29 protein-coding genes, 1 tRNA gene and 1 riboswitch are annotated in these 26,987 nt (G+C 55.9%); of the genes, 7 read left to right on the top strand and 23 right to left on the bottom strand.

Annotation, left to right across the window (positions count from 1 at the left end):
• Positions 1-7 precede the first annotated feature (7 nt).
• The 4 genes from GOW98_RS04145 to GOW98_RS04130 all read right to left on the bottom strand — a co-directional run bounded on the left by GOW98_RS04145 (position 8) and on the right by GOW98_RS04130 (position 3,269).
• Positions 8-943, bottom strand: coding sequence for a DMT family transporter (locus GOW98_RS04145; protein ID WP_170329795.1), 936 nt, complete (start codon positions 941-943; stop codon positions 8-10).
• A gap of 32 nt (positions 944-975) precedes the next feature.
• Positions 976-1,650 (bottom strand): HD domain-containing protein, encoded by a 675-nt coding sequence (locus tag GOW98_RS04140; protein WP_170329794.1) that lies wholly within the window; start codon positions 1,648-1,650, stop codon positions 976-978.
• The gene (gene aroC / locus GOW98_RS04135) at positions 1,634-2,734 is read right to left on the bottom strand and encodes a chorismate synthase (protein ID WP_170329793.1); all 1,101 of its coding nucleotides are present in this window, start codon (positions 2,732-2,734) and stop codon (positions 1,634-1,636) included. The genes GOW98_RS04140 and aroC overlap by 17 nt, the downstream gene beginning before the upstream one ends.
• A gap of 94 nt (positions 2,735-2,828) precedes the next feature.
• The gene (locus GOW98_RS04130; RefSeq protein WP_170329792.1) at positions 2,829-3,269 is read right to left on the bottom strand and encodes a 6,7-dimethyl-8-ribityllumazine synthase; all 441 of its coding nucleotides are present in this window, start codon (positions 3,267-3,269) and stop codon (positions 2,829-2,831) included.
• A gap of 72 nt (positions 3,270-3,341) precedes the next feature.
• A riboswitch (FMN riboswitch) is annotated at positions 3,342-3,486 on the bottom strand.
• A gap of 112 nt (positions 3,487-3,598) precedes the next feature.
• Between GOW98_RS04130 and GOW98_RS04125 the strand changes: the two genes are divergently transcribed.
• Positions 3,599-4,207, top strand: a complete 609-nt coding sequence (locus GOW98_RS04125) for a glutathione S-transferase (RefSeq protein WP_170329791.1) — start codon at positions 3,599-3,601, stop codon at positions 4,205-4,207.
• A gap of 50 nt (positions 4,208-4,257) precedes the next feature.
• On the opposite strand, the gene GOW98_RS04120 is transcribed toward GOW98_RS04125, so the two are convergent.
• Complete coding sequence (locus GOW98_RS04120) at positions 4,258-4,704, bottom strand: c-type cytochrome (RefSeq protein WP_170329790.1); 447 nt, start codon at positions 4,702-4,704, stop codon at positions 4,258-4,260.
• A gap of 484 nt (positions 4,705-5,188) precedes the next feature.
• Between GOW98_RS04120 and petA the strand changes: the two genes are divergently transcribed.
• From petA to GOW98_RS04100, 4 genes are all read left to right on the top strand, one after another.
• Positions 5,189-5,773, top strand: a complete 585-nt coding sequence (gene petA / locus GOW98_RS04115; RefSeq protein ID WP_170329789.1) for a ubiquinol-cytochrome c reductase iron-sulfur subunit — start codon at positions 5,189-5,191, stop codon at positions 5,771-5,773.
• Positions 5,774-5,787: 14 nt separating this feature from the next.
• Positions 5,788-7,119: a cytochrome b gene (gene petB, locus GOW98_RS04110; protein ID WP_170329788.1), complete on the top strand. Its 1,332-nt coding sequence runs from the start codon at positions 5,788-5,790 to the stop codon at positions 7,117-7,119.
• A gap of 17 nt (positions 7,120-7,136) precedes the next feature.
• Entirely contained in the window at positions 7,137-7,922 is a 786-nt protein-coding gene (locus GOW98_RS04105; protein WP_170329787.1) for a cytochrome c1, read from the top strand.
• Between the two features lie 144 nt (positions 7,923-8,066).
• Positions 8,067-8,480, top strand: a complete 414-nt coding sequence (locus GOW98_RS04100) for a nuclear transport factor 2 family protein (RefSeq protein ID WP_170329786.1) — start codon at positions 8,067-8,069, stop codon at positions 8,478-8,480.
• A gap of 12 nt (positions 8,481-8,492) precedes the next feature.
• On the opposite strand, the gene mtaB is transcribed toward GOW98_RS04100, so the two are convergent.
• On the bottom strand, positions 8,493-9,749 hold the full coding sequence (mtaB, locus tag GOW98_RS04095; protein ID WP_170329785.1) for a tRNA (N(6)-L-threonylcarbamoyladenosine(37)-C(2))-methylthiotransferase MtaB: 1,257 nt from the start codon (positions 9,747-9,749) through the stop codon (positions 8,493-8,495).
• Entirely contained in the window at positions 9,746-10,588 is an 843-nt protein-coding gene (gene dapF / locus GOW98_RS04090; RefSeq protein WP_170329784.1) for a diaminopimelate epimerase, read from the bottom strand. Before dapF ends, mtaB begins: the two co-directional genes overlap by 4 nt.
• A 212-nt stretch (positions 10,589-10,800) precedes the next feature.
• Between dapF and GOW98_RS04085 the strand changes: the two genes are divergently transcribed.
• Positions 10,801-10,876 (top strand) — tRNA-Lys (locus GOW98_RS04085).
• Positions 10,877-11,074: 198 nt separating this feature from the next.
• On the opposite strand, the gene GOW98_RS04080 is transcribed toward GOW98_RS04085, so the two are convergent.
• The 9 genes from GOW98_RS04080 to GOW98_RS04040 all read right to left on the bottom strand — a co-directional run bounded on the left by GOW98_RS04080 (position 11,075) and on the right by GOW98_RS04040 (position 22,485).
• Positions 11,075-11,920, bottom strand: coding sequence for an MBL fold metallo-hydrolase (locus GOW98_RS04080; RefSeq protein WP_170329783.1), 846 nt, complete (start codon positions 11,918-11,920; stop codon positions 11,075-11,077).
• A 114-nt stretch (positions 11,921-12,034) separates the two neighbouring features.
• The gene (locus GOW98_RS04075) at positions 12,035-12,415 is read right to left on the bottom strand and encodes a hypothetical protein (protein WP_217359329.1); all 381 of its coding nucleotides are present in this window, start codon (positions 12,413-12,415) and stop codon (positions 12,035-12,037) included.
• A gap of 135 nt (positions 12,416-12,550) precedes the next feature.
• A complete protein-coding gene (locus GOW98_RS04070; protein WP_170329782.1) occupies positions 12,551-13,183 on the bottom strand; it encodes a hypothetical protein in 633 nt (210 codons plus the stop codon).
• 304 nt (positions 13,184-13,487) lie between these two features.
• On the bottom strand, positions 13,488-17,342 hold the full coding sequence (locus GOW98_RS04065) for a hypothetical protein (RefSeq protein WP_170329781.1): 3,855 nt from the start codon (positions 17,340-17,342) through the stop codon (positions 13,488-13,490).
• A 113-nt stretch (positions 17,343-17,455) separates the two neighbouring features.
• The gene (locus GOW98_RS04060) at positions 17,456-19,630 is read right to left on the bottom strand and encodes a KAP family P-loop NTPase fold protein (protein WP_170329780.1); all 2,175 of its coding nucleotides are present in this window, start codon (positions 19,628-19,630) and stop codon (positions 17,456-17,458) included.
• A gap of 75 nt (positions 19,631-19,705) precedes the next feature.
• Complete coding sequence (locus tag GOW98_RS04055; RefSeq protein ID WP_170329779.1) at positions 19,706-21,070, bottom strand: hypothetical protein; 1,365 nt, start codon at positions 21,068-21,070, stop codon at positions 19,706-19,708.
• Positions 21,071-21,103: 33 nt separating this feature from the next.
• The gene (locus tag GOW98_RS04050; protein WP_170329778.1) at positions 21,104-21,457 is read right to left on the bottom strand and encodes a hypothetical protein; all 354 of its coding nucleotides are present in this window, start codon (positions 21,455-21,457) and stop codon (positions 21,104-21,106) included.
• 18 nt (positions 21,458-21,475) lie between these two features.
• Positions 21,476-21,883: a DUF2000 family protein gene (locus tag GOW98_RS04045; protein WP_170329777.1), complete on the bottom strand. Its 408-nt coding sequence runs from the start codon at positions 21,881-21,883 to the stop codon at positions 21,476-21,478.
• Between the two features lie 14 nt (positions 21,884-21,897).
• Positions 21,898-22,485, bottom strand: a complete 588-nt coding sequence (locus GOW98_RS04040) for a LysE family translocator (protein WP_170329776.1) — start codon at positions 22,483-22,485, stop codon at positions 21,898-21,900.
• A 130-nt stretch (positions 22,486-22,615) separates the two neighbouring features.
• On the opposite strand from GOW98_RS04040, the gene GOW98_RS04035 reads away from it, so the two are divergent.
• Positions 22,616-23,098: an Lrp/AsnC family transcriptional regulator gene (locus tag GOW98_RS04035; protein ID WP_170329775.1), complete on the top strand. Its 483-nt coding sequence runs from the start codon at positions 22,616-22,618 to the stop codon at positions 23,096-23,098.
• Positions 23,099-23,185: 87 nt separating this feature from the next.
• Here GOW98_RS04035 and GOW98_RS04030 read toward each other — a convergent pair whose 3' ends face one another.
• The 7 genes from GOW98_RS04030 to GOW98_RS04000 all read right to left on the bottom strand — a co-directional run bounded on the left by GOW98_RS04030 (position 23,186) and on the right by GOW98_RS04000 (position 26,960).
• A complete protein-coding gene (locus tag GOW98_RS04030; RefSeq protein ID WP_254437892.1) occupies positions 23,186-23,842 on the bottom strand; it encodes an SDR family NAD(P)-dependent oxidoreductase in 657 nt (218 codons plus the stop codon).
• Positions 23,843-23,846: 4 nt separating this feature from the next.
• Positions 23,847-24,212, bottom strand: coding sequence for a nuclear transport factor 2 family protein (locus tag GOW98_RS04025; protein WP_170329773.1), 366 nt, complete (start codon positions 24,210-24,212; stop codon positions 23,847-23,849).
• The gene (locus GOW98_RS04020) at positions 24,209-24,649 is read right to left on the bottom strand and encodes a nuclear transport factor 2 family protein (RefSeq protein WP_170329772.1); all 441 of its coding nucleotides are present in this window, start codon (positions 24,647-24,649) and stop codon (positions 24,209-24,211) included. The genes GOW98_RS04025 and GOW98_RS04020 overlap by 4 nt, the downstream gene beginning before the upstream one ends.
• Positions 24,650-24,658: 9 nt before the next feature.
• On the bottom strand, positions 24,659-25,096 hold the full coding sequence (locus tag GOW98_RS04015) for a nuclear transport factor 2 family protein (RefSeq protein ID WP_217359325.1): 438 nt from the start codon (positions 25,094-25,096) through the stop codon (positions 24,659-24,661).
• Positions 25,097-25,109: 13 nt separating this feature from the next.
• Positions 25,110-25,493 (bottom strand): nuclear transport factor 2 family protein, encoded by a 384-nt coding sequence (locus tag GOW98_RS04010; RefSeq protein WP_170329771.1) that lies wholly within the window; start codon positions 25,491-25,493, stop codon positions 25,110-25,112.
• 66 nt (positions 25,494-25,559) lie between these two features.
• The gene (locus tag GOW98_RS04005) at positions 25,560-26,051 is read right to left on the bottom strand and encodes a nuclear transport factor 2 family protein (RefSeq protein WP_170329770.1); all 492 of its coding nucleotides are present in this window, start codon (positions 26,049-26,051) and stop codon (positions 25,560-25,562) included.
• A gap of 15 nt (positions 26,052-26,066) precedes the next feature.
• Entirely contained in the window at positions 26,067-26,960 is an 894-nt protein-coding gene (locus GOW98_RS04000) for an alpha/beta hydrolase (protein WP_170329769.1), read from the bottom strand.
• Positions 26,961-26,987: the final 27 nt, after the last annotated feature.

The raw sequence follows: 26,987 nt of genomic DNA, 5'->3' as shown, positions 1-26,987 counted from the left end.
GTAAAGATCAGGACTTTGGGTCGGGTGCCGACTTGTCCTTGCCGCGATCGACGCCCAATTGCCGTTCCCGCAGGATGACCAGCACGTTGCCTGCGATCACTAACACCGCTCCGCCCAGCATGACAAGCGTCGGCAGTTCATCGAACCACACATAGCCGATGACAATGGCAAACAGCATGGTGGTGTAATCGTAAGGAGCTAACATCGAGGCCTGTCCAAAACGATAGGATGAGGTCACCAGGATTTGCGCCACTCCGCCGATCAACCCCATGCAGGCCAGTATTAGAGCCTGTTCCCACGTCGGCATAGTCCAGCCCCAAAAGGCTGTTAGGGATGACAGCAGCGTGGCAGTCATCGAGAAGTAGAAGACCACCGCAGCAGGGTGATCGACTTGAACCAGTTGCCGGATGTGGATCTGAACGAAAGCCCGAGCCATGGTCGCCGCCAGCACGCAGAGCGCACCGATGGTGGCGGCGGTGTCCATGTTGTTGCCGCCCAGCCGAGGCCAGATCATGATCAGCACCCCCAGCAGGCCGATGGCTACCGCGCCGATGCGGATCATACGGATACGCTCGCCCAGCATGATCGCGGCCAGAATCAGGGTGAAGATCGGCGTGGCATAGCCAATTGCCGTGACCTCGGGCAAAGGCAGCAGGCTGAGGCCGGTAAAGGTCAGGCCCATGGCGCTGGTACCCAGAACGCCGCGCCAGAAATGACCCATGGGTTTTTTGACCACCAACCCTTGCGCCAGCTCTCCCCTGTAGACCAGCCAGCCGATGATCACAGGAACCGCAAAGAGCGAGCGGAAGAACACCATCTCTCCGGGCGGGAAGTCGACTGACAACGCTTTGACCAGCGCCTGCATTGCGGTGAACAGCACCAGCGCGCTGAGCTTCAGCGACACGGCCAGTACAGGTCGATGCGATGTTAAGGGTTTTGCCATCGGCGCGACCCTGCGCCTTTGGCTGTCAAAGATCAATGTCCGGTGCGGGAATTTGACCAGTCGGCGGGCAGGGGATGACCGATCTCGTCGGCAAACTCTTCCAGAAACCGGATCATCCGTTGGGTTCGTCGCCGTGCCAAGTCCGCGCCGCCTTCGGTCAGCATGTCATCGGGCAGAGCCAACAGCTTGACCTTCCAGTGGTCGATCGAAAAGGCAAGATCGTCCAGCGGCCGGTTTGCAGCAAAAGGATCGGCCGCATCATAAAGCGTCCGCCCCAATGCGCCCGAGACGGAGAAGTTCCGAGCAACCCCGATGGCCCCAAGTGCATCCAGCCGGTCTGCGTCGCGCAGAATGCAGGCCTCGGGCGTTTCAGGCGTGATATTGGCCGAAAAACTATGCGCCTCGATAGCGTGCTGAATCGCGCTGATCTGGGTCTCGTTGTAGCCCAGTTCCCGCAGAATAGGCTCTGATTTCTGCGCCGACTTGCGCGAGGCCAGATGACGTTCGGGGTCGTCTTTCGGCAGGTTGACCAGATCATGCAAATAGCAGGCGGCCAGCAAAACGGACCGGTCCGTCGCCTCATCGGCGATGTTCTGAGCATTGACCCAGACCCGGTCCAGATGGGCCAGATCGTGCGCCGGATCGGTTTCCATCCGCTGCGCGACCACCGCTCGCAGGCGGGAGCGCAGATCAGCCGATCCGTCCACGGTTCTCTCCGATCTGGCCGCGGTGCAGCAGCAGGTGGTCGAGGATCACGCAGGCCATCATCGCCTCACCCACCGGTACCGCGCGGATACCGACGCATGGGTCATGGCGGCCTTTGGTGATGATCTCGGTTTCCTCACCGGACTTGGTAATCGTCTTGCGGGTAGTCAGGATCGACGAGGTCGGCTTCACTGCAAACCGCACCACAACGTCCTGTCCGGTCGAGATGCCGCCCAGAATGCCGCCCGCGTGGTTCGAGCTGTATTGCGGGCCATTCTGACCCATGAAAATCTCATCCGCGTTGGCTTCACCGGTCAGTTCAGCAACGGCCATGCCCTCACCGATTTCAACGCCTTTGACGGCGTTGATCGACATCATTGCAGCGGCCAGATCAGTGTCTAACTTGGCATAAACCGGTGCGCCGAGCCCGGCTGGGACGCCGCGGGCCACAACTTCGACCACCGCACCGACTGAGTTGCCGGATTTGCGCAAATCATCCAGATAGGTCGCCCAGTCTTCGGCTGCCTGCGCGTCGGGTGTCCAAAACGGGTTCTGTTCGATCTGGGACCAGTCGAAATTGGCGCGATCGATCTTGTGGGGGCCAATCTGGGTCATATAGCCAGTGATCTGCACGTTCGGTGCGATCTGTTTGATCGCCTCGCGCGCCAAGCCACCTGCCGCCACCCGCGACGCGGTTTCGCGGGCCGAGCTGCGCCCACCGCCGCGATAATCGCGGATGCCGTATTTCTGCCAATAGGTGATATCGGCGTGGCCCGGGCGGAACTTGTCCATGATATCGCCGTAGTCTTTCGATCGCTGATCGGTGTTCTCGATCATCAGCTGCACGGGCGTGCCAGTGGTCTGACCTTCGAATACGCCGGAGAGGATTTTCACCTGATCGGGCTCGCGCCGTTGGGTGGTGAACTTGTTCTGCCCCGGTTTGCGCTTGTCCAGCCAGTGCTGGATCATCGCCTCGTTGATTTCCACACCCGGCGGGCAGCCGTCAACGGTTGCACCCAAGGCGGGCCCGTGGCTTTCACCCCAGGTGGTGACGCGGAAGAGGTGTCCAAAGCTGTTCATCGACATGGGGCGTGCTCCTTTGAGGGTTGTGATTAGCGGGCAAGGCCCGGGGCCTCAAGCGGATTTGCGGTTGGGGCAGGGGCGCCCCAACCAGTTGTAGTTAAGCCGCACGGGTCAGCGTGGCGCGAGTTTCGGTGATTTTCAGGGCGGCCTGCGCGGCCTCGCGCCCCTTTTCCACGAAATGCGCGCGGTAGATGGTGTTATGGTGGTCGGTTTCCTGATATTGATGCGGGGTCAGCGACACCGACAGGACCGGAACTCCGGTATCCATTCCGGCGCGCATCAGGCCATCAACCACGGCTTGCGCCACGAAGTCGTGCCGGTAGATGCCGCCATCCACCACAAAGGCGGCACAGGCGACGGCAGCGTATTGGCCGGTCTGGGCCAGATCGCGGGCCAGCAACGGCATCTCGAACGCGCCAGGGACGTCGAAGACATCGACTTGCTCGGTGGGGATAAGCTCCAGAAAACCGTCAAGCGCGCGGTCCACGATATCGGAATGCCAGTTGGCTTTGATAAAAGCATAGCGGGTGTGTGTCATCATGATCTCCTTTCGTAACAGACACGTCACCCAAGGCGATCACGGGCAGGCGCGCCGCATCACCGGCACGCTGCACGTTCTCTTTCATCCGGACTTTAACCGTCGGCTCTGGCCTCTCACCAGATCTGCTGACACCCCGGCATGGGGCCGCTCGCGGGCTTACGGGTCTAGCCCGCATACCGCCGGTGGGGAATTCCACCCCGCCCTGAGAACGGGGTGGAATGTGCCAAGGTGCGTTCACTTCTGCAAGAGGCTTTGCGTCCCGCCCAATTGACGGGTTTTGTTTTCATGGTCGTCCTGTAAGGTCGCAGCAACCAAGGAGCGCGTGAATGAAACTCTATCACAGTCCAACTTCGCCCTATGTCCGCAAGGTTATGGTTTTGCTGCACGAAACCGGCCAGCTTGAGGATGTCGAGGTGCTGAACGTCGCCACCACTCCGCTGGCTCCTGCGGACGAGCTGCAGGGCAAGGTGCCGCTGAGGCGCATTCCCGCGCTGGAGCGGCCGGATGGCCCGACCCTTTTTGACAGTCGGGTGATCTGCGCCTTTCTGGACGCACGTGCCAAGGCGGGGATGTATCCCGAAGGGGCCGGACGGTGGGACGTGCTGACGTTGGAGGCGTTGGCCGATGGCATTCTGGATTCGGCGGTGGGGATGGCCTACGAGGCACGCCTGCGTCCTGAAGACAAACAATGGGACACATGGCTGGATGCGCAATGGGGCAAGATCGAACGGGCCTGTGCCGCGCTGAACCAGCGCTGGATGGCGCATCTGTCGGGGCCGCTGGATATGGGGCAGGTGGCTGTGGCTTGTGCGCTGGGCTATCTGGACCTGCGCCACGATGCGCGGAACTGGCGTAAGGGCAACGACGCGCTGAGTGAATGGTTTGCCGCGTTCAACGAACGGCCCAGCATGGTAACGACCCGCCCCGAGGGCTGACCCTGATTCAGATGCGCTGGCCGTGACGTGCAGGGCCAGCGCATGGTGGGTCAAGGGGCGCTGAAGGTGGCGAGATAGGCGGCGATGTCGTCGGCGCCTTTTTTCAGCTTCACGCTCATGTTCGGGCGCGCGGTCTCGTCATTCAGATATTCCCGAATGAAACCGATCGGATCCTGCGAATAGGCGGCGATGTTTTCCTGGGTCCAGACCAGACCCTCTTCGCCGGCGCGGATCATGTCATCGGTGAACATGCCGACGGGCAGACGCTCGCTACCGTAGCGGTAGTCATTCTCGGCTCCGGCGACGCGGCCGACAACACCAAAGAGATTCGGCCCGGTGATGCCGCCTTTGACGAGAACCTCGCCATCTTTAATGATCGCATGACAGGAAGAGCAGCGGTTATAGAGTTTTTCGCCTTTGGCCGGGTCGCCGGCGGCTGCGGCATGTGACGCTAGGGCAATTGTAAGAGACAACGCAGTTGGAATGAGTTTTGGCATGGAAAACGTCCTGCTGAGGTTGGGATTTATCCGGCCCTTCGTAGATTCCCGTTAAAAGTGCAATCGAAATCAGACCCGGGTAAGCCCCTATAAAATATCTATTTTTAACTCAGTTTTTTCGCGGTCACAGATTTCCAGAAAGGTGAAATTTGCGTGGCGAAACTGGGTCAGAATCTTGCAGATCCGACATCGCCGGTCAGATGGAAACGGGCCAGGCGGGGTTTTCCCGGCGCGGCGCATCTGACGCGAATCACATTGGCCCCGGCTTCCAGTGATCGGCGGATTTCCCCGCTTAAACCTGTCCAAAACTTGAAAAATCACCCCTTCGTTGTGACATGAATGCCCAGATGCGGCGTAGTGCGCGCCTATGACCGCTGGACGAACCGATTTCTCCCGGCTAGATAGCCGCGATGAGACGCCGCTTTGATGCGGTGCTGATGCATGTTTGCCCGCAACCGCGGGCGCCGGAATCGGAGAAAACCTCGTGTCCCACGCAGAAGACAACGAAGGCACCCGCAGAGATTTCCTCTACTACGTCGCTGGCGGCGCAGGTGTCGTTGCGACGGGTGCAGCCGTATGGCCCCTGATCAACCAAATGAACCCATCGGCAGACGTTCAGGCGCTGTCCTCAATCCGCGTGGACGTGAGCGGCGTTGAGCCGGGTACGCAGCTGACCGTGAAATGGCTGGGCAAACCCGTGTTCATCCGTCACCGCACCGGTGCAGAGATCCAGAAAGCGCAGGAACAGGATGCCGAAGGCGTTGGCGCCCTGCCTGACCCGCTGGCGCGCAACTTCAACCTGAATGCGGACGCTCCGGCGACCGATGCCAACCGCGTAATGCCATCGCCTGAAGGCGAAGGAGCGGGCGCATGGATCGTTCAGATGGGCGTGTGTACCCACCTGGGCTGTGTGCCTTTGGGCGATGCCGGTGATTTTGGTGGCTGGTTTTGCCCCTGCCACGGATCGCACTACGATCTAGCCGGACGTATTCGTAAAGGCCCCGCGCCTGAAAACCTGCCCGTCCCGCCCGCTGAATGGGTGGACAACAGCACCATCAAGCTCGGCTAAGGGAGACCCAACTTATGTCCGGAATTCCCCACGATCATTACGAGCCGAAGACAAACGGCGAAAAGTGGCTGAACAGCCGCCTGCCGATTGTCGGCCTGATCTACGACACCATCATGATCCCCACCCCCAAGAACCTGAACTGGTGGTGGATCTGGGGCATCGTCCTAGCGTTCTGCCTAGCGTTGCAAATCGTCACCGGTATCGTTCTGGTGATGCACTACACCCCGCATGTTGATCTGGCCTTTGCCAGCATCGAGCACATCATGCGCAACGTGAATGGCGGCTATATGCTGCGCTATCTGCACATGAACGGCGCGTCGCTGTTCTTTGTCGCGGTTTACATCCACATCTTCCGTGGCCTGTTCTACGGCTCGTACAAAGCCCCGCGTGAGATCACGTGGATCGTTGGTATGCTCATTTACCTGATGATGATGGGCACCGCGTTCATGGGTTATGTTCTGCCCTGGGGTCAGATGTCCTTCTGGGGTGCGACCGTGATCACCGGCCTGTTTGGCGCGATCCCGTTTGTGGGTGAAGCGATCCAGACCTGGTTGCTGGGCGGACCCGCGGTGGACAACGCCACGCTGAACCGCTTCTTCTCGCTGCACTACCTGCTGCCGTTCGTTATTGCGGCGCTGGTAATCGTGCACATCTGGGCCTTCCACACCACCGGCAACAACAACCCCACGGGTGTGGATGTGCGTCGCGGCTCAAAGGCCGAGGCCGAGAAAGACACCCTGCCGTTCTGGCCCTACTTCGTGATCAAGGACCTGTTCGCACTGGCCGTGATCCTGGTCGTGTTCTGGGCGGTTGTCGGCTTCATGCCGAACTATCTGGGCCACCCGGACAACTACATCGAAGCCAACCCGCTGGTTACGCCTGCACACATCGTGCCCGAATGGTACTTCCTGCCGTTCTACGCGATCCTGCGTGCCTTCACCGGTGAAGTTTGGGTTGTTCAGTTCGCCAGCTTCATCACCGGTGGCATCGTCGACGCCAAGTTCTTTGGTGTGATCGCTATGTTCGGTGCGATCCTGGCCATGGCCCTTGCGCCCTGGCTGGACACCTCGAGCGTGCGTTCGGGCAAGTACCGTCCGATGTTCAAATGGTGGTTCTACCTGCTGGTCATCGACTTCTTTGCCCTGATGTGGCTGGGTGCGATGCCCGCGGAAGAGCCCTACGCGACTTTCTCGCTGATCGCGTCCGCCTACTGGTTCGCCTATTTCTTCGTGATCCTGCCGATCCTCGGTGTGATCGAGAAGCCTTTGGCCCAGCCCGAGACCATCGAAGAAGACTTCAACGCGCATTATGGCAAGGCTGACGCCGACGCCACGCCGGCCGAGTAAGAAGAGGGACCGGAATCATGTTCAAGAAACTTGCAATCGGTGCCGCGTTTGCTCTGGCCCTTGCTCCTGCTGCGTCTTTCGCAGCAGGTGGTGGCGAGCAGCATATCGAGGACTTCAGCTTCTCCTTCGAAGGCCCCTTCGGCACTTGGGACAAGAACCAGCTGCAGCGTGGCCTTCAGGTCTATACCGAGGTTTGCGCGGCCTGCCACGGTCTGAAATACGTACCCCTGCGGACGCTGGAAGATCTGGGCTATTCGGAAGAAGAAGTCATCGCCTATGCGGCGGGCAACTTCGAAGTGTTCGATCCTGAGCTGGACGATTTCCGCCCGGCGATCCCGACCGATCACTTCCCGGCCAATGACGGCGTCGGCGCACCGGACCTGAGCCTGATGGCCAAGGCCCGCGCCGGGTTCCACGGCCCGTACGGTCTGGGTATCAACCAGTTCTTCAAAGGTATGGGTGGCGCGGAATACATCGCCTCGTTGCTGGATGGCTATACCGGCCATGAAAAAGAAGAAGCCGGTACGGTTCTTTACGAAAACACCGCCTTCCCCGGCGGCTGGATTTCGATGGCACCGCCGCTGGCCGAAGATCAGGTTGAGTTCACCGATGGTCACCCGGCCACAGTTGAAGCCATGTCCGAGGATATCGCTGCCTTCCTGATGTGGACGGCCGAGCCGAAGATGATGGAGCGCAAATACTCGGGCTTCGTCGGCGTCATCTTCCTGTCGCTGCTGTCGGTGCTGCTGTACCTTGTCAACAAGCGCCTTTGGGCAGCCGTGAAGGGCAAAAAGACCGCCTGATCGCTTTTTCCCATGAATTCATAGAGGCCCGGTGCTTTGCGCCGGGCCTTTTTTTGTTTGTGAGTTTCAGGATGCTATACTCACCCCGCCCTGAATGCTTTGAGGGCATGTATTTTTAGCGCAATTCATTTGGGAGAGCGGGTTATGGACACGCAGAACAATGTCAAAAAGATGTGGAAGGCTTTTGAGGAATGGAACGACTGTAAGGCCTCGGACGTGGGGATGTGGGAAAAGTACACAACCGAGGATCTGTGTATGCGCTCGCTGGGCCGGGGAAAGTACGGGTTGGATTTCAGTTGCTCGCGCGATGGCAGGGCTGAGATGCGGGAATATCTAGAAGACCTGACAGCCGCGTTCGAAATGGAACACTGGACTTTGAAAGACACTATCGCACAGGATGATCGAGTTGTCGGGATCGGTGAATGCGCCTGGACGCACAAGGCGTCCGGCAAGAGGGTGGAAACACCGATTGTAATCATCTGCCGGTTTCGCGACGGATTGGTCTGCGAATACGAGGAATTCTACGACACCGCCGCTGTATCAGCTGTCACCAGTTGAGCAAGGTCCCGCTCAGGCAGTCAGTTGGGTGTTCGTATGACCGGAAATTCTGGCCGAGACGATCTGCCCTTCGGTTTGAGGGGCGCTGAACGTAACCTCGGTGAATTGTTCGGTGCGGCCCATATGCGGGTTTTCCATCAGGATGTGATGGGTTTCGCCAACTTGGGCTCTCAGGTGTTTAGCGATCTGAGCTTCACCCGCGGCACGCAGACGGGCGGCGCGGTCCTTGATGATGGTGCCGTTGATCTGCTGCGGTATCCGGGCTGCTGGGGTGCCTTCGCGTTTGGAATAGGGGAAGACGTGCAGCCAGGTCAGATCGCAGTCGGTGACCAGCTTCAGAGAGTTCTCGAAATGCGCCTCGGATTCGGTCGGAAAACCCGCGATGATGTCGGCGCCAAAGGTCATCTCGGGGCGCAATTTGCGGGCCTCTTGAGTGAAACGGATGGCATCATCGCGCAGGTGGCGGCGTTTCATCCGTTTCAGGATCAGGTCGTCCCCGTGTTGCAGCGACAGGTGTAGATGCGGCATCAGGCGCGGCTCGGTCGCGATGGCCTGCATCAGGTTTTCATCCACTTCGATCGAGTCGATCGAGCTGATCCGCAGGCGCGGCAGGTCGGGCACCAGTTTCAGGATGCGCATGACCAGATCGCCCAGCTTGGGCTTTGCGGGCAGGTCTGCACCCCACGAGGTCAGGTCAACGCCGGTCAGAACAACTTCGTTATAGCCTCTATCCACCAGCCTCTTGATCTGGTCCACCACCACGCCCGCTGGGACACTGCGAGAGTTGCCGCGGCCGTAAGGAATGATGCAGAAGGTGCAACGGTGATCGCAGCCGTTCTGGACCTGCACATAAGCGCGTGAGCGGGTTCCGAACCCGTCGATCAGATGACCGGCGGTTTCGGTGACCGACATGATGTCGTCGACCTGCACCGCTTCGGTCTGGCCGATGAAATCCGCCGCCATCCCTTTCCAGGTGTCGGGCTGCATTTTCTCGGTGTTACCGATGACAGCATCGACTTCGTCCATCCGTGAGAATGTTTCGGGCTCGGTCTGAGCCGCACATCCTGTCACGATCAGCCTTGCGTTGGGGTTTTCGCGCCGCAGTTTACGAATCTCCTGCCGCGCCTTGCGCACCGCCTCGGCCGTGACAGCGCAGGTATTCACCACAACCGCATCGGTCAGGCCGGCCTGTTGCGACAGTTCTTTCATCGCCTCGGTTTCATAGGCGTTCAGGCGGCAACCCAGCGTGGTGAATTTGGGTGCACTCATCCCAACGTCCTCAGAAACTCGGGTGTCAGGGTGCCCGAGAATACGTGACACGTGGGCCCGGTCATCCAGACGCCATCCTCGCGCCAGTCGATCCAGATGGTGCCGCCGTCTAGGTCGATCTGGACCTTACGCCCGGTCAGGCCCCGCCGTGCGGCGGCAACGGCGGTTGCACAGGAAGACGATCCCGAAGCCAGCGTGATGCCTACGCCGCGTTCCCACACCCGCATGCGGATATGGTCAGGGCCGATAACCTGCGCCACCTGCACGTTCGTGCGCTCGGGGTACAGCGGGTGGTATTCGTAGCGCGCACCGAATTCTGTGAGCGGGATGGCCTCGGCGTCCTCAACAAAGAAGGTGCAATGCGGATTGCCCATCCCGGTGGCAGTCGGTCCGCCCTCGATCGGTAGTTCCAGCGTGTCGACCTCTTCGGCCAGCGGGATTGCTTTCCAGTCGAGTTGCGGCGCGCCCATGTTGACCGAGGTCAGCCCCTCGCCTGCATCGCGTGCATACAGGGTGCCGCGTTCGGTGGTCAGCGTCAGCTTGGATTTGCCGGTTTCCTCCATCAGGAAACGCGCAATACAGCGTGTGGCATTCCCACAGGCGGCCGAAGTCGATCCGTCGGCATTGTAGAACACCAGATGGGCATCCGATTCGCCGTTTTTGATCACGGCCAGCTGATCGAATCCGACACCGAACTGCCGATGTCCGATTCCCCGCGCCAGGGCGGGTGTAATCTCAACGCTTTGCGCGCGCGCATCGACAATGACAAAGTCATTGCCCAGCCCATGCATTTTCATGAAGGGCAAACCGGAGGTCAGTATTCGTTGCATGGCGCGCATATAACCCTGCGTTGGAAAGGAATCCACCCTGCGGTGAAGATTCCTGAAAAAAGGGGTTGACCCCCCCGCGCCACCTGCCTAATTAGGCCGCCTATCGGGACGCTGGAAACAAGTTAAGTTAAGGCGAAACGAGGCGTAAAATAAGGACTTGCACCCGGTCGGGAAAATGCCTTAGAGAGCGCCACGGATCGACAAGATCCAAACAAAAGAGTGGGCCGTTAGCTCAGTTGGTAGAGCAACTGACTTTTAATCAGTGGGTCGCAGGTTCGAATCCTGCACGGCTCACCACTTTTTTCAATTGTGAATGAACCATAAGAGTGCGAATTTGGAGCATAAGCTTGCGAATTCGCTCTTCTGACGGTGGTTCTTAAGATCAGAACGTGAACAAACTTGCTGCCTGGCATTTGGGATCACGATTGCTGAGGTTCTTGCCCTTTGCCCTCGCAGGTCATGTGTTTGATTGTTTGAGCCAGCTTTCTTGCCGATCTACTCTTCCCAGCGAAACGCGCCCTTGTCCTCTTTAATCCGACCCAATGAGGGCAAGGCGAAGTGGTTCCCAAGCACAAGGCACCCAGTTTCCGAGGCGCTTTCCAGCAGTCTCCGGCGAGAGGTTACGGCCATTTCTGCATCGGAGTCGAACTTGAAGTGCCATTCCGGGTGCCAGCACTGCGCGGTTGTGTGGATCGCATCTCCCGTAATCAGAGCACGCTGATCTCCGCTGTTGATCTCGACCGAGACGTGGCCGGGTGTATGGCCCGGTGTGGGCATCAAGGTGATATAATCGCCTAGCATATGTCCGGTCGCTACAAGTTCCGCCTGTCCGGCTTCGATGACAGGTAGAACGCTTTCCAAATAGAGATCGCTGTTATCCTCGAGCTGATACGCCTCGTCCGCCGCGGGCATCAGGTAGCGCGCGTTCGGAAAGGTGGGCACCCAGCGCCCGTCCTCAAGCCGCGTGTTCCAGCCGACATGGTCGACGTGCAGATGAGTGCACAGAACATAGTCGACATCCCCCACATCCAACCCTGCAGCCGTGAGGCTTGCCATAAAGCGTGTGCTTGATCGTCTATTCCAGTCGGGATGTCGAGGCGCGGTCTTGTCATTGCCGACGCAACTGTCGACCAGAATGTTATGCGTGGGTGTTTTCAGCAGAAAACCCTGAACCGGCAGGATCAACCTCCCGGACTGTTCGCAAACACCGCCGGGCACATGCGCCTCGACAATGGCCCGGACATCCGGCCCCGCAGTTGGAAACAGCTCTTCTGTGGTCAGGAAAGGGGCGTGGATCTCCAGAATGCGCCAAACTTCAACGTCGCCTATTTTGCACAGCATGCCCGGTTTCCTCGCTAAGTGCTCATAGCCAAGCACCTTTGGTGTGGTGTTCAGCGTTTCAGTTTCCTAAAGGCGAAGGCTGCAGGAAACATCCTACAGCCTTCCGATCTTTGGCTATTCGACGGCTTTATCTGACCTTTGGCTGGCGTAAGCTTTGAGCATCATTTCCGTGTACTCCACAGTACTGGAAGTGTGCTCACCCAAACCAGGCCAAGCAAAAGGCAACTCTCGTAAGCAAATCTCTTGCTCCACCTTCACTCCTAGAAGAGCCGCTACTGCTAGAGCGGACACAGGTTCCTTCAGTTCCGGCCAAAGGTCTACATCAAGGGTGATGCAGACGTCATTGTCTTCATGAACGTTGATATCTGCAAATAGAGCACCTAAACGCTCGCTTGCGTTTGAAGCGTCTTCTACAAGTGCGCTTCGGATCAACAGCGTAATTTTTTCGGGATTGAGCTCTAATTTCAGCCGTGTGTCTCTGACATCGACAACCAAGTCAGGCCTCCGGGGAATGTCTTTGTCCGCGATTGGTTCGGGTCTTGCATCACCATCTTCAAGCCACCAAGCGTTCACGTGGATATCGAGCGGAGAGGCGCCACAAGTTGGGCAATGCCAAAGGCTCTTCGCAATCTATTTGCCCGTCATCGATGAATTACAATGCAGGCAATACCATTTATTCGACTCAGCGCCATTTATCGGATGACGGGCGACACCTTCTTTGTCAGGTTTTGTAGATCGTCTCGGCCAGTCAGATGCAATACCGGCACGAACTTGCTCCGCCCGTTTGAGTGCAATACTAAGTGCCTGTTTCTGAAATTGCGGTTCGTGAACGGGTGCCTCTTGTTCGATCTGTTCAGCGATCTCAAGGCGAGGTGCCTTGTTCGGTGCTTCCGGCACGTAAAGGTGCCATCCTGTCCCGTACAAATGAACATCGCCCAGTGAAACTGAGATTTGGTATTCGTGCCCGTCGATCTTTCCGTGTTGAACATCGTTTTCGAAAATCGAGGTTTGAATATAAGAGCCATGTTTGGGTCGGCCAGCTTCATCTCCCGGAAGAGAGTTTATGAGCAGGCTTTCGATGCTCGACAGTTGCGCCTGCGTTGGAAGCCAACCTGTTCTGTGCTCCTTTGTGACGTCGTTCCAATGTGGGAACCCAAGCTGCCTGGCAACAAAGTCACGTGCTTGGTGCAAAGGAACCTGCTGCGCTCGTGCATAGCGCTTTGACAGTTCTTTCAGTTTTTTTAGTGAATGTGTCGGTTTCATGATCCATATCCGAACTGGATCCGAAAAGGTGCCCGCTGCTTATCGGACCCTGCCAACGGCATGGTATCCAAAAAATTTATTTCGCGTTGCTTTGCTTCGCATGGCGGGCACACCGGCCTACGCCTCAGGCCAACTACACTATCCGACGATAGCTGAGGAAGTTCAAGCGGCTCTTAGTTGAAATTGGACGAAAAACCAAAAAACTACGCTCGCATCCCGTATTGCTGCCATTTGTTGCATTCCAGCCCATTTATCACATTGAACTTACAAACCAAAGAATAGTCGATGAGTTCGTAGAGAGATTTCACTCAAATCGCTGTTCGCGTTCCTCGTCTCGTTGTCGGTCACGGACCCGTTCGCGTTCGATTTCCATCGCAAGTCGATCTGACACCGACTTAGCGGCCTGAGCTATCTCTTCCCGCTCATGCTTGGTTAGTTCGGCAATGGCATCAGCCCTTGGCTGCATGACATCTGCACGGCTCCCCGACCACGACGATGGAGTTACACGATCTGCGTAAGCATGAAGAACCTGCCCGGGCTCTGGGGCGGCTTCAAGAAACTCAACGGCGGATGACGTGATGGAAGAGCCATCCCCGTTCCCATCGCTTTTCTCCCAAAGCCTGATACCTGACGCGACCAAACCCCAGACATCCGCATCTTTCCGTTGCTTACACCACTCAATCAGGTCGGTCACATCGACCTTGGAGAGTGGGCAGCGCCGAATGCCCCCATGACGAATGAAGAAAGTACGTCGATTCTGCTGATCCTCTGTCCCCTGGAAAACACGATTCAGAAATGCCTTGGGCATCAGCCCTGCTGTAGTCTCAATCGCTTTCTCGAACGAATGAATGTAGCCGTAACGCTCATCAACGACAGAGAATATAGTGTCCACCCACTCTGTCTTTTCGGCGTCATTACCGTCGAAGGTAAGTGCGGCCTTGATGACATTTTCCATGCTATGATCTTTGCTGCCACCAGGGTCGCTGTGATCGGCCAACAGGGATTTCGTTGCGGTCTTCAAACCAAGTTTTCTTAGTGCAGGTCCTAACGTATCGTCCGCAGGGTCCTTTCCGTGCAGTTTCATACTGAGTGCGTCAAGCAATGTGTCGTCACCGCCTGACTTGGCCAGTAGCTTCTGTGCAAGCTCCAACATACGTTCAGACGGTAGGTGTGCGTAGTTATCCCGCCAAAGGATAGATCCGAACATCCAAGTCCGAGTTTCTTCATTGTCGAGTAGGGCCATGCACCGATCCAGATCACTCTCTGTGAAGTCATCCCATGGATGCAGGCCCACAAGGACTTTTCGAAGTTCCGAGTGTTCCGCACATTCGTCCAAGAGTTCTCTCGAAATCGCATTGTCATTGGCGGCAACCTCTTCGATAAAGCCACCAATCACGGCTAGGTCGTGGTTCGAACCGGAGGGCCGAGTGAGGTGTTTCAGCAAGCCTTGCCAACCTTCACGATAATTGTGGGCCCCTTTAGCAAGGCCGATCCCAAACGCCTTGCGATACGGCATCCATTCGTTTGAAAACAGGTCAGACCCCAACTCATCGAGTTGATGGTCAGACGCTGCAAAGCTCTCACCTAAATCCGCTGCCCTTGCGGCTAGCCGATCCTCAGCCGCGCGGTATTTGTCATCGCTACTGTCGTCGAACTCGTCGTCAAGCGCCCAATGATCATGCCCTTTGCCAAGCACGTAGGTTTTGATCTTTGCAATCAGGTCGCGAGGTTCCAGTTCCCGATCCAGATCGACCAGGTCCTGGGGAAGTCGTTCCTGCTCAGGTTCGTCATTTTGCCGGGTGTGGTCGAAATAGATGATTGAGCGAACGGCCTTCCAGCCTTCTCCCCAGGGCTCGTGATCTTTGATCGCCCGAGCCGCTTCGACCAGTTTTTCCCGCATTGCCTCCTGATGCCACAGACTGCGAAACTTATTCGCTAGTACTTGCCGTGCACGGCTCTTGATGTCCTCGTCGTCTGAATTTGCAAGCCGCACTGCCAGATTGATGAAAGTAGCGCGCCACTCAACGAGTTGGTCGTGGTTGGGACGGTAGCCATAGTCCCTTGGCCGTGCCCCAAACTCGTTAAGACCGAAGCCAGTCCATGGTGGTCCATCCAGTGCCGTCGAGAGCAGCTTCAGACCCAAGGAACGTCGTGCCGCATCTTCAGAACTTAGACATCCTTCTACGATGGCGAGGCGTTGTGCCAGTGAAGCATGAGTGCCGGATAGGTAGGGTTGAAAGAATCCCGAAATCTTGTCTCTTACGGCATCATAGTTGTTGTTTTCATCTTCATGGTCCGCAACGCGGATCAGAAGTGAAATGCAGCGGTCAAAAGCATGTGCCTCATATGCCAAGGACTGTAGCAGGTTGAGGATCGTGGTCCTACGCGGATTTTGCTTCGGCTCCATCCCCTGAAAATCGGGAGAGGTGAGTTCGGCTTCGATCCGATCAAGCAGCGCGTCTGGTGCCACGGGCCCAATGTAGTCCAGTATCCTCGATCCATTCTCATCGAGGTTTGAAATACGGCCCAACAAACCATCCGGTTGCAGCCAAGCCTCAACGATCTCCTTGGCAATAGGATGATCATGCATCAAGCCAAGCCTGTGAGCGAACGACATCAGAAGCCGACTATTCCCAGGCGATTCAAGTGTCGATCTCAGTGTTTCTACGGGGACGCTCTCCAGCGCGGAGCTTGCCAGCCTGTTTGCGACGGCATGGGGCAATATTGCCCTCCAATGCGCTCTCTTTTGCACAACATGCCTGTCCGCCAGCAATTTTGTGGCTAGGAATAGTTGGTTTTTTGAGTGCCCTGAAATCGAGCCCAAGACTTCCAGTTCATTGTGACCGACTTCTGGGTCAGAAACCGAGAACGAATACACCAACGACAGAGTCTCCGCCTGTTCGCGAAGATCACCATCTTCTGCCTTCCGTTGTTGAAAAAGACGATCGAATAATTCCGCATCCGACAGTTGAGCTAGGCTCTCACCCTGTTCGACCCGTTCCGCAATTGCCAAAGCTACCCTGGAATTACCATCGGCAAACTCGGCGACCCGCCGTGCATTTCCCTGGCCGATTTCAGGAAACCGCCGTAGTAGGAGTTCTTCGGCGACTTCTGGGCCGTTCGCCTCGATGTGGATCACTTCAGTGGTTTGCGGTTTGTCGTCTCTGATATCGTATTCAACCGTGATCAGGCTGACATCGCTACTTGCAGCCGACACCTTGCTTGCCAATGCCGAATGCAGATCGGATGGGCAGTTGTCGAGGATCATAACGGCGCGACGCCCCTCGGCAATCAAACGGTCCAGCATAGCCGACGCTGAAGGATCAGGGTCTTGTCCTGTGTCTACATAGACAGCGATAGTCCTATCGAGTGGATCGTTACCCACAGTTTCGTCAAAGAGTGCTTGGACAATCCGAGTCTTACCAACACCTGAAAGCCCCGTGATACGGATCGCCTTGTTTGATGTGCGTATCAGACGACGCATAGGTTCTATTGCGTCTTCGATTGAAAGCTCCTGACCTCGCTCAGTCGGCACATGGACAGTTACGCCTGGAGCAGAGATGAGCGTGTCAGGTGATCCCTTTGGGGGATTACTCCAGGCCCCATAAGGTTGCCATCCCGAATATCCTTGACCGAGCTTGCCTTTCAACCACAGCAACACCGAAGGGTGCTGTCGAACCCATTGAACCAGCTTGGAACGGTCGAAGAAATCGAGGTGGATGTTCTCATTGTTGGGATCATTGGCCACAGCCGCCCGCATGGCGTTGAGGCGATGCTTCTTCATCTGCGGTGAACAATCGTCGGTTAGGCTCACAATGATGTAGCTGCCGCCGATCTTCGCCTGGTTTGCGATTGTCGGGTTCAGTTTTGCTTCCTTTAGCATCTCCGCCGCAATTGCGGACTTTGGCATAGAGTCCTTCTTGGACTGGAGAACGGTATCTGGGCGGCTTAGGAAGCTCGTTTCCAGTTTTGTTGTTTCCACCTGAACATGAATATCGATGCCTTCATCAGGGGCCTTAATCGAGCCTGACCAACTCACACTCGCAGGGCTATGGCCAAGTGCGGCAACCTCCGCCTCAGCAAGACGTGCTATCAACTCTTCCAGTCGTTCGTCGGACAACCGAAGCAAGTCATCCTTTTCAATGTCGAAGATCGCCATCTCACCACCTGAATACAACAAGTTGCAGGTCTAGCATGTCCGCCCATCAACACCTAGCGACGCAGGCTTGGTGTTGGCCAATGGAAAACCGGCTCAAGTCGAGCCCAGGATCATCAATCCTCACCAGCGTCGCGTCGATCCCATGCAGCCAAAAACCGACCGATGGTAGACTTTTGCGATTCATCGAGGGCATCGCCTTGAAGGGCTTCACTCAACCGCCGTCTGAACTCGCTCTCATCCAGCAGTCGGTCAATTCCATCCACTTGTGCGCGGTCGTTCTCTCGTTGCACGAGATCGCCAGGTGCGCCACCGAAACCTCCCATACCATGACTGTATGATTTCCCAAGGAAAGCCGAAGCGAGTTGGTAGAGCTTCGTGTCGTCCCTCAATGCTTGAGTTGTGTAGGCCATGACCTCACCAGCCCCATCAGGCTGCAATCTGTCCCAATCAAAGAGAAGGCGGGCTGGGTTCTTCGCAGGCAACATTGTGTTGTCGGCGGCGGCTGCGCGGAGCATTTCGAGTGATTTTTCCTGAAGCTGCTCGGCCACGTCTTCAGTCGTAAGCGTATTGTCTTCAGGCGTAGGATCGCTGTCTGAACCACTTGGATGGTAATCACCCCAAGCTGAGTTACTAAAGTCGAGGTGCCATTGCAGGGTCGCGCCCTCAATCGCTCTGGCGAGCATCTCCGATCTTTCTTGGAGTGTCGTCCGATCCAAAAGGATGGACCGCAAAAGCCAGTGCAATCTATACCTGTTATCGCCGAATGATGCGAAACCGCGTCCCTCATCTTGGTCCAAGAACAGTTCGTCAGCTATGCCAAACAATGCGGTCAGCAGCTTCTCTCCTTGTTCCAAGGAGACGCTAGGTCCGTGAGCCGTCAACTCATCAAGGACATAAGAGGCTTTGGTTCGCCCCTCGGCTTGAGTGATCCCAATTGCCTCCCGAACACGGTTCTGTATCTCTTCAACCGTCCGCGACGCATCGAGAAGATAGTCTAGTTCTGCCTTTGGTATCGTCTTGGGGGACACAGAAAACCGGAAGTAGGTATCAAAGTGCTCGGTTGAACAAACCCGCCTTTGACGAGCCCATTCCCTGGTGCCGGAATAAGACATGTTCGCGAAGACATTCTGCAACTGAGGGAACAGCCTCATGAGGGCTTGTCGAAGCTGACCATGGTCCTCTTCAGGTTCACTGCTCAGAAGCATGGATGTATATTGTGCAGAAAGGGCATCACGCTGGTCATACCTATCGTTCTGACCAGCGTTTAGGATGACTGATTTGTTCTGTCGTATGGCCCTATACACCCCTGGCCGGAACACTCGCAGAGTCTCAAGACTCACAAAATCCGGAAAAAAGACATCTGACTTGATAGGGGTGATGGTGATCGAGAGTGTATTCGCCAACCGTAATACATCCCGTGGCGTTTTTAACTCCGGCACCATGATGGAATGAAACAAATTTCCAAACTCGACCGGATCAATGGCAGGTAGATCAGCCGCCAAACCATTCAGCACCTCACCCATCATAACGTTCAAGTGCGATTGATCGGGTTGAGGAAGCTCGAACCCCGCTTGGATGATCTTCTCAAGGTAATGCGCACCTTCAGACGGAAACCGACGTGCAACGGCCTGCTCAGTGGTCTCTCGGTCATATGCCAAGAGATACATCACGTTTGGAAGCCGTCCTACAGACTTGACCAACCGGAAGATGACCAGCGCCTCCTCTGGTGAAAGGCGGTCCAGATCATCAATGACTACAAGGAACTTCTTCCCCGCTTCACGAAGGGCGTCTGCTAGAGTTGCCTGTAGGTCCTCCGCTGTTTCACCCTGCTCGATGAAGCCACCTAGTGCGTCCAGGGTTGCAGTCGTTGCTTTCTCTCCAAGTGACCCTGCAAACAAGCCGACAGCCATACCTGCAAGGCTGCTTGCGCCTGCAAGGTTCGCCCCCAACTTTCGGAGGGCTCCAGCGGCCTTTTTCTGGTCCGACAGAACGGGTGAGAGCCCAGCATAGAGTTCCTTGAAGAACCCCACGGCCAGCGCATCTTCGGTTCGATACATCCACGCCGGAAAGCTGATTGCATCAAGATCGGGTGCATCATTCGCAAGATGGTGCCGGACAAGATTGATAACGCTACTCTTCCCTGAGCCCCAAGGACCATAGATGGCCACGACGCTGCCAAGAGGGTTCTCAATACTACGAATGCAATCGCTGATCGCATTGGCGAATGGGTCAAACCCAAATCGATCTTTGTCGGGGGTGTTGATTGGAACGTCGTCAAAGTTACTCATGGCATATCTCGTGTTGTTGTGCCCCACAGGGGGTGTCCATTCTCAGAAAAACGGGGGCCGTGCTTATACTGATACTCATCGAGATAGGGTCAGGATAACTTCAAAGCCCATGTCGCTCGGATACCGTTCACCCCAAGCCCTTATTGCTGTTCCATCGATGGTCATTTCGTTTTCAAACACTTGGGAATTTGGAATGAGTGAATCAATTGCGATGTCACCGCGCCCGATAGCTTTTTCGCAAAGTAATGCACCGATCACCTTGAGCCTCTGGATTGCTTCTCCGTTGTCGAAACCATCCATGAACTTCCCGGTTAGTTTGAGCGTGGTAACGACACCTTCTTGTCCCTCGGCGTAGAAGACAGCCTTGTTCGGAAGGATATGACTATCAAGCTCGACATATTCTGAACTAGCCCAGTATTCATCGTGGCCCTTGTGGTAGTCGTTTGTTCTCAATCCCTGCTCACTAAGGAAGTCTCTGGCTTCGAAAGGGCTCCAACCCAGCCTTTTGTCGACGGTCGGTGGGTCTTCCTCGTTTCGTTCGTAGTTCAGAATATCGGCGATGATCCGGTCCACATCTGCATTGGTTTTTGCAGGGAGTGTATGGAATTGGCGTGTTGCCCGCCGCAGAAGCCAGGGACGCAGTGGGAAGATCAGAAAGAAGCGTTTACGTGCATACCCTTTGAGGTCGTCAGACTGAAAGGCATTTTGATCAATCTGGATACGGGCTTGTTCAATGTGAGAATAGCAAAACAGCACATAAAACACTGGGATGCTTCCGACGGTCAGCAGGATCGGTAGAACGAAATTGCGACCCGTATCAGTCGTGAAGAAGATATCTGGCTGTGACCAAATCGATGACACTGAGTTCCAGACTAGAACAATGGCAAAGGCAGCCAGGATGAACTCCAGAAAGAACTTTGCTTTCGCGTACTCTGGTTTTGTGCTCGCGAAAGCCAGAGTAGCTGCCAAAAAGAAGAGGACAGGGGTTAGGACCAACTCGGTCGTCAGACTGAAGGTGTTGGCAACCACGATAAATTCAAAGATACCTCCGAGCCTCAAACTGCCCCGAAACAGGTTTCGGAAATACTGATCGTCTTCCTTCGATTGCAATGCACGACCAGCAAAAACGCAGCCGGCCATTACAAACCACAAAACAGTGGGTGGCACCTGGGTCTTTGACCACAACCTGACTTCTGCCAATAGCCAGCACAGTGCGACTACATTGAGAGCAACAATGCCGAAGAACAGCAACAGCCTCGGGGCAATAAGCGCCTTAGCGACGCTCCAGAGACTATTTCGGAGATCTACCTTAGCAATACAAAACAAGAGGCCAAGGATGATCCACAGGCCAATGGCTAATTCACGATTGTTGAAGGCTTGCTGCAACCAAGTGAGAAACTGTTCGATATTGATGTCCCTTGAAATCGCAAAGTGAGGCATTCTACGACGCCGTCACTACAGCCTGCGTCCTAGTCAGATGAACTCTTTCGCCGGGGCAAATTGCGGACAGGGCAGGAATCGAATGTACGGTTTCATGACCGTGAACTTAAGCTCTTCGCACGCGTAGTTAAAGTCCGCTTCCCGCACTTCGTGCTGAAACGCCACACGTTTTAGTTGAAACCGGCTCACGTAACGAACCGAGAACATCACTGAATGGGTGTTATGTGAAGCGATCTCCGGTTGAGTGAACGGTTCGTCTAAGTGCTCAGCAACCGGCGCGCCAATACAGCTCAGTTGCCATTGAGACGGAATGCAGAGAATGTCGGGAGCGAGCCCATTTATTCGAATGCTGCGCCACGAATGAATGTTCGCTGCGGGCTTTACCAACGGAGCGATCTGGGCAAGTCATCCATGCATTTTTGCGCCCTTGGTGATCTTGTCCACGATCTTCTTTTCGGCGCGCAAGGCGATGCCAACAGTATTGGCCTCGTCGGGGCCATGTTCTGCAAAAACCGCCCGATTGGCGTCGTCGTGCCCTGTGGCAAACATTTCCTCAATGTAAGCCACAGTTTCGACACCTCTGGCGCGCGCTCGATTTTGGATGTTGGTCAGCACATTGGCCGCGCCTGACAAAACGATTACAGGCTGAACACTCATCGGCAGATGCGTGTTACCGTCACAGTCCTCGTAATGTTTGCCGATCAGGTCAGGATTTGCCCCAGTGATACCACTCATCAGAAACGCAGTGACATTCAGTTTCTGCCATGTGGCTAAGTCATCGCGGACAATGATGGCGATTTTCGTATCGAACAAGTTTGTGTTCCTTCTCAGATAATCGTGATCATGGATGCGGCGAGACTTAAGCCAAGGGTATAGTTGAAGAATCGAGCAACCGTTGGGTTCTGTAAGAGCTTGCGTAGGGCGGCCCCGCTGGCCAGCCATGGGAAACATCCCAGAATGGCAGCAGAAATGAACACCGCGCTAAGCGTACTCGCCTGTAGGAAGGCAGACCCATCTGCGGCCATGAACGCCCCGACAATCGACACCGAGATAATCCATGCCTTGGGGTTCAACCATTGAAGCAGGAACGCTGGCAAAAATCCTAAAACCTTAGTGTCGTCCTGTTTTGCAGTGTCCTCAACTGGTGCGGTTGCAATCATCCAAGCCAACCAGAGGAGTGCTCCCATCCCTACGAAGCGCAGCGCAGACAAGGCCATGTCGTTCTCCAGCAGAGTTGCGCCAAGACCGAACCCAACGATGAACAGAACGAGGCCCGTGCCCACAACCGTTCCCAGAAGGGCGGGCACGCCGCGCAAAATGCCCATCCGTGCGCCAACCGTTGTCAGCAAAACATTCGATGGCCCGGGTGTGACGGAGGCTATGAGCGCGAAAGCGAAGAAAGCTGAGAGTTCCATTGCACATCCCCATATTTGTTTTGTCAAAATCGACGTTACGCAGAACTTAGTTCTATATTTTGGGTAATTGACGTTTATCATCCGGTTATTGCCGGAGCCATCGAAACGATTTCGGGAAGAAGGGCTCAAAATGGAAATCGACCGAACAGATCAACGGATTTTGGCGCTTTTGTCGAAGAATGCGCGGATGACCAACAAGGAGCTCTCTCATGCGGTTGGTCTTGCGGCTTCAAGCGTCCATGAACGACTGAAGCGGCTGCAGGAAAGCGACCTGATTGCGGGAACATATACGGATGTCCGGCTGGATCGGCTGGGCCTGTCGCTCAAGGCGCTGCTTTTCATCCAGATGGCCGAACATCAGAAAACGGAACTTGATCGATTTCTCAGAGAAATTTTGAAAATCCCAGAGGTTCGTGCGGGCCGAATGATCGGTGGGCGCTTCGACGCGATTGTAGAAGTTGTGACGCGGGATACGTCTCACCTGCATCGACTGGTTGTAGAGCGGTTTTCTTCGCGCGAAGAGATCAGCCGCATTGAAACGTCCATTGTTTTTGAAAGCGTTGACCAGCGGGATCTGACTAACACACTTGCCTTGTCAAATGAGCGCCCTTGAGCGTGTAAGTCCTAGGCGCAGATTCTCTCGGCCAGCGGCGACTGTGAGCCAAAAATCGCCGATGCTGCGATGCACGAATGGCCGCTTTCACCAATAGATTTCTTTTCTGTCTTTGAAGAATTTCCCGGTTGGCCCAGTATCTTCCAAATTTCCGAGCCAGATCGCCGTGTCAGCACCTTGTTCGGGTGAACGGTTTGCACCCCCGCCGCCCATGCGGGTTCTCACCCAGCCAGGGCACATGGCGTTGACCTTTACGTTGGCTGGCAGAGTCCGCGCGCTGGCGACTGTAAGTGCGTTCAAAGCGGCCTTGGCCACGCCGTAGGATGCAGGTCCATTGACCCCATCAGAAAATGCACCCCAGCCTGAAGACACATTCACCACTCGCCCGTAGCCCTGCGCCACCATATGCGGCGTCAGGTGATGCATCAGGAGATAGGGCCCGTGGACCATCACGGCCATCGAGGCTGCGAAATCCTGAGGGTCATCAAGAAGGCCGCCAGTTCCGAGGATGCCTGCATTATTCACCAGCACATCAACCGCGCCAATCGCTTGAACGGCTCGGGCAATGCTCTCAGGGTTGGCCACATCCAGTTCCACTGCGCTGGCACCGACCTGCTCGGCGGCATCTTGTCCGGCTTTGGCACTACGCGCACCGATCACCACCTCAAACCCACGGTCGGCCAGCCCCTGAGCAATTGCCAGACCGATGCCACGATTGCCACCTGTCACCAAAGCACGCCTCATCTGATCACTCCGCATATTGTAGGGACATCTTGGTGATCTTACCCTCGGCGTCCCACCAATAGGAATAATGCACCACCCAAGACAGCCAGTTCACCTCTGTTTTGGCATAGCCGTCCGACTGCTCCAGAATCTCCCGATGGCGGAAGGTGTCGCCGTTAGGAATGACTTCGCGCATGGCCCTGGGGCGAATGGCGCCTGCGCCAGAGAAGGTGCGCGACACATCGATGATTTCGGCGTCTTCGGTTAAGCAGCCCATGTAGGCGTCGATGTCCTCGGCATTTGCACTGGTTTGATAGCACTGAATCGCCACTGGAAGGTCTTGAGCCATTGCAGGTGTGGAAAGCAGTGCAAGAATAACTGCCCGGATCATGCCGCACGCTCCTGTGCCATGGCGGGAAGATTGGCGTTGCCTTGAAGGAATTTGAACGTGAACGTATTGCCGGACAGTTTCCATCCGCCATCATTCACTAAAGTCAGGACATAGCTGCCATAGACGGTCCATAGCTCCCCGCCTTCAGCCTCGGTGATCTGATGAGTCGCGGTGACATATGCTTGGACGGTTGCTGAACTACCGTCCTGCGTGATGTCCAAGGGACCTAGTTGGTGGTGTGTTTGGTCGAATCCGGGAAGCATTGCTTTCCAGCCGGTTAGTATGTCGATGGGTACGAGGTCTGCGCCTTCTGGCGCGCCAAAGCTGGAATAGTCCAGATGGAATGGGTTGGTCATGAGGGATTCAGCGCCGTCCCAATCCCGCTTGTCTATGGCGGCGAAGAATTTCTGCACGGTGTTGGTGATGTCTTGGGTCATGACGCTCCCCTACTTTAGCTGTTCCAAGAGGCCAAAGCCCTTGGCTGCGGTCACAGGGTTGAAGATCTCAACATATTCCGTGATCTCACCCGCGTCGTTGAATTTGAAAGTCGAATAGTAGTCATTCTCATACCACCCGGCATCATTTTTTAGCTTGATCCGCCCAGTGTAGCGGACAAAGACGGCCCTACCCTCCATGTCCAGCATCTCGTGAATCGGGAAGGTCATCCCTTCGAAGTTCGGAAACGTTGGAGCCCAGTAAGCCTCAATTGCCTCGCGACCTTCGGCGCCGGTTGGAAAAACACCGCAATTGTATGGATTGATGTGTTTGCCATCCTCCGCAAAGAGCGCGGCCACGGCTTTCGGGTCTTCGCTTTCGAGCGCGGCGAAGAAAGCGCTGACAGTGGATTTATTGCGATCAGAAGCTGTGGCCATGATGGTGTCCATTTCAAGTTGTCGTTCAAGCGAATGCCGGGCCTGGGTCCATGAAAATCCGGTAGTCTGAGACTTTGCCATCCTGGGTCAACCGCAGCGTGCTGGTGACCGGAAGCGACACCTTGCGGCCATCGAAAATCTTATAACGTGCTATGGCTTCGACACTGACCACCGGGCCATGCTCGCCGTCGCCTGTCCAAACCCCAAGGATATCGTGATGAATTGACCTAAATCTCTCTTCAGTTGCCTTGAAGGCCACGATCATCTCATCTGCGCCTCTGGTAGGATCCAGGTTTGCCATCTGCAGTCGGATGTCACTCGCAATATACGGACGCAGATCTTCTGCATTCTGAGCATCCACTTTGCCGAAAAACATGCGGGCAAAGATTTCGAGTTCATTTCGGGTCATGACGGCCTCTAAGTTCCGGGTTCGAGGCACTATGGGAATAGACCCATTGGCACCTCGGAGTTTGCCCTAGTTAGCCAGACGTTCCGGGATCGGTTTCAGGTCGTAGTTTGACCAAAAGAAGGTGTTGGCCGCATCCTGATCCGCAGATAGGTTTGTGGCTTCGACGATTTTGCCATCTTCGATCCGGTAGACCAGCGCCCATGTGGTATCGACATTGGGTTTGCCCTCCACATTGGACCAGCCCCGATGGATATCCACGACATAGCTTTCATCGGCTCCGAAATAGATCGGATCTGCCTTAAATCCGGCGCTGCCAAGTTCTGCGAATAAGGCTAAAACCTCGTCACGACCATTCTTGGTTCCGGACAAAGGATGGCGACCAGGAATGTGCCAACGTACATTTTCGTCCATGACTGCGGCGATGCCGTCGAGGTCGTTGTTTCCGTAAGCCGCGAAGAAGTCTTGTACAACTTTGATGTTGTCTTCTGGCGACTGGGCGAACGCACTTTTTGCACAGAGAGTTGCAGCAACGGCGATTGTTTTGGTTAGTTTGTTCATCACGTTCTCCTTGGTTTAGGCTTTGAAGAAGTCAGCAACTGCATCAGCCGAGGCTTTCACGGCATCCGCACGGTCGTAGAAGTCGAATTGCGTGACATCGTCGCCCAACCAGGTCTTTTCCAACGGCGCTTTGGTTCGCGCTTCGTAAGCCGCAGCACCAGTGGGGAGAGCGATTGAAGCCGAGCCAACCATCATCATCGGTTTGGACAAACGATCCGCCGATGCTTGCGCATCATAGGTCAGCCATGGTTTCCAGGTCGCCACCGCAAACTTGTTGTCATAGGCGGCAATCAGGCCCCGGTTTCCTTCGGTATAATACGGTGCGTTGAACATCGGTGCGGTATTGTCGGTCGTGCTGGCTGCTGTCAGAACAGCGCCATCGTCTGCTTCGCTGGCCGCGATCAGGCCTCGCGCGGTGTCATGCCCGCCGTAGATGCCTTCTGCCATATCCGGGTCGTGCAGCCACGGGGCCACGAGCGCCAACTTGCTCAGGCGGTCGTCATCGGCAACAGCTTCGGCCATGTAGCCGGACGAGGCGCAGACGCCCAGACCAGAGAGAGCCGCAATATCATCCCGACCGGCCATATAATCCGTCGCCGCTTTGATGTCGGCGGTCTTCACCGCCGGGTTTTCAACGTAGCGAGTTGCACCACCGCTCTCGCCCCAACCGGTGAAGTCAAACGCCAAGGCTGCCATGCCGCGCAATGCAAGCTCACGAGCATAGGTGCCGGGCATCTGTTCCTTCACGGTGGTCCAGGCGCCGGTGACAATTGCACCAGGCAAAGCGCCTGTTGCGCCTTCGGGCTTGTAAAGCGTGCCTTTGAGGGTGACGCCGTTGCTGTCAAAGCTAACGGCCTCGGAAGTGACACCTGCCTTTGTCGGTGTGTTCTGCAAGTTGATAAGGGTCATCTTGGACACTCCCATTTGCCAAGAATT

Source organism: Ruegeria arenilitoris, assembly GCF_013032445.1.
In the GTDB taxonomy this organism is placed as follows: domain Bacteria; phylum Pseudomonadota; class Alphaproteobacteria; order Rhodobacterales; family Rhodobacteraceae; genus Ruegeria; species Ruegeria arenilitoris_F.
The sequence above is the reverse complement of the archived record's forward strand: the minus strand, read 5'-3'. Positions and strand labels throughout refer to the sequence as shown.

What these genes read in the sequence shown, in the direction of transcription:
- GOW98_RS04030 (WP_254437892.1), bottom strand. Translation starts at nt 23,842, where the DNA reads ATGAGGCGTGCTTTGGTGACAGGTGGCAATCGTGGCATCGGTCTGGCA.
- GOW98_RS04000 (WP_170329769.1), bottom strand. Translation starts at nt 26,960, where the DNA reads ATGACCCTTATCAACTTGCAGAACACACCGACAAAGGCAGGTGTCACT.
- GOW98_RS04015 (WP_217359325.1), bottom strand. Translation starts at nt 25,096, where the DNA reads ATGGACACCATCATGGCCACAGCTTCTGATCGCAATAAATCCACTGTC.
- GOW98_RS04005 (WP_170329770.1), bottom strand. Translation starts at nt 26,051, where the DNA reads ATGAACAAACTAACCAAAACAATCGCCGTTGCTGCAACTCTCTGTGCA.
- GOW98_RS04070 (WP_170329782.1), bottom strand. Translation starts at nt 13,183, where the DNA reads ATGAAACCGACACATTCACTAAAAAAACTGAAAGAACTGTCAAAGCGC.
- aroC (WP_170329793.1), bottom strand. Translation starts at nt 2,734, where the DNA reads ATGTCGATGAACAGCTTTGGACACCTCTTCCGCGTCACCACCTGGGGT.
- GOW98_RS04145 (WP_170329795.1), bottom strand. Translation starts at nt 943, where the DNA reads ATGGCAAAACCCTTAACATCGCATCGACCTGTACTGGCCGTGTCGCTG.
- mtaB (WP_170329785.1), bottom strand. Translation starts at nt 9,749, where the DNA reads ATGAGTGCACCCAAATTCACCACGCTGGGTTGCCGCCTGAACGCCTAT.
- GOW98_RS04065 (WP_170329781.1), bottom strand. Translation starts at nt 17,342, where the DNA reads ATGGCGATCTTCGACATTGAAAAGGATGACTTGCTTCGGTTGTCCGAC.
- GOW98_RS04100 (WP_170329786.1), top strand. Translation starts at nt 8,067, where the DNA reads ATGGACACGCAGAACAATGTCAAAAAGATGTGGAAGGCTTTTGAGGAA.
- GOW98_RS04120 (WP_170329790.1), bottom strand. Translation starts at nt 4,704, where the DNA reads ATGCCAAAACTCATTCCAACTGCGTTGTCTCTTACAATTGCCCTAGCG.
- GOW98_RS04105 (WP_170329787.1), top strand. Translation starts at nt 7,137, where the DNA reads ATGTTCAAGAAACTTGCAATCGGTGCCGCGTTTGCTCTGGCCCTTGCT.
- GOW98_RS04020 (WP_170329772.1), bottom strand. Translation starts at nt 24,649, where the DNA reads ATGACCCAAGACATCACCAACACCGTGCAGAAATTCTTCGCCGCCATA.
- petB (WP_170329788.1), top strand. Translation starts at nt 5,788, where the DNA reads ATGTCCGGAATTCCCCACGATCATTACGAGCCGAAGACAAACGGCGAA.
- GOW98_RS04010 (WP_170329771.1), bottom strand. Translation starts at nt 25,493, where the DNA reads ATGACCCGAAATGAACTCGAAATCTTTGCCCGCATGTTTTTCGGCAAA.
- GOW98_RS04025 (WP_170329773.1), bottom strand. Translation starts at nt 24,212, where the DNA reads ATGATCCGGGCAGTTATTCTTGCACTGCTTTCCACACCTGCAATGGCT.
- GOW98_RS04060 (WP_170329780.1), bottom strand. Translation starts at nt 19,630, where the DNA reads ATGAGTAACTTTGACGACGTTCCAATCAACACCCCCGACAAAGATCGA.
- GOW98_RS04125 (WP_170329791.1), top strand. Translation starts at nt 3,599, where the DNA reads ATGAAACTCTATCACAGTCCAACTTCGCCCTATGTCCGCAAGGTTATG.
- GOW98_RS04035 (WP_170329775.1), top strand. Translation starts at nt 22,616, where the DNA reads ATGGAAATCGACCGAACAGATCAACGGATTTTGGCGCTTTTGTCGAAG.
- dapF (WP_170329784.1), bottom strand. Translation starts at nt 10,588, where the DNA reads ATGCGCGCCATGCAACGAATACTGACCTCCGGTTTGCCCTTCATGAAA.
- GOW98_RS04130 (WP_170329792.1), bottom strand. Translation starts at nt 3,269, where the DNA reads ATGACACACACCCGCTATGCTTTTATCAAAGCCAACTGGCATTCCGAT.
- GOW98_RS04055 (WP_170329779.1), bottom strand. Translation starts at nt 21,070, where the DNA reads ATGCCTCACTTTGCGATTTCAAGGGACATCAATATCGAACAGTTTCTC.
- GOW98_RS04080 (WP_170329783.1), bottom strand. Translation starts at nt 11,920, where the DNA reads ATGCTGTGCAAAATAGGCGACGTTGAAGTTTGGCGCATTCTGGAGATC.
- GOW98_RS04040 (WP_170329776.1), bottom strand. Translation starts at nt 22,485, where the DNA reads ATGGAACTCTCAGCTTTCTTCGCTTTCGCGCTCATAGCCTCCGTCACA.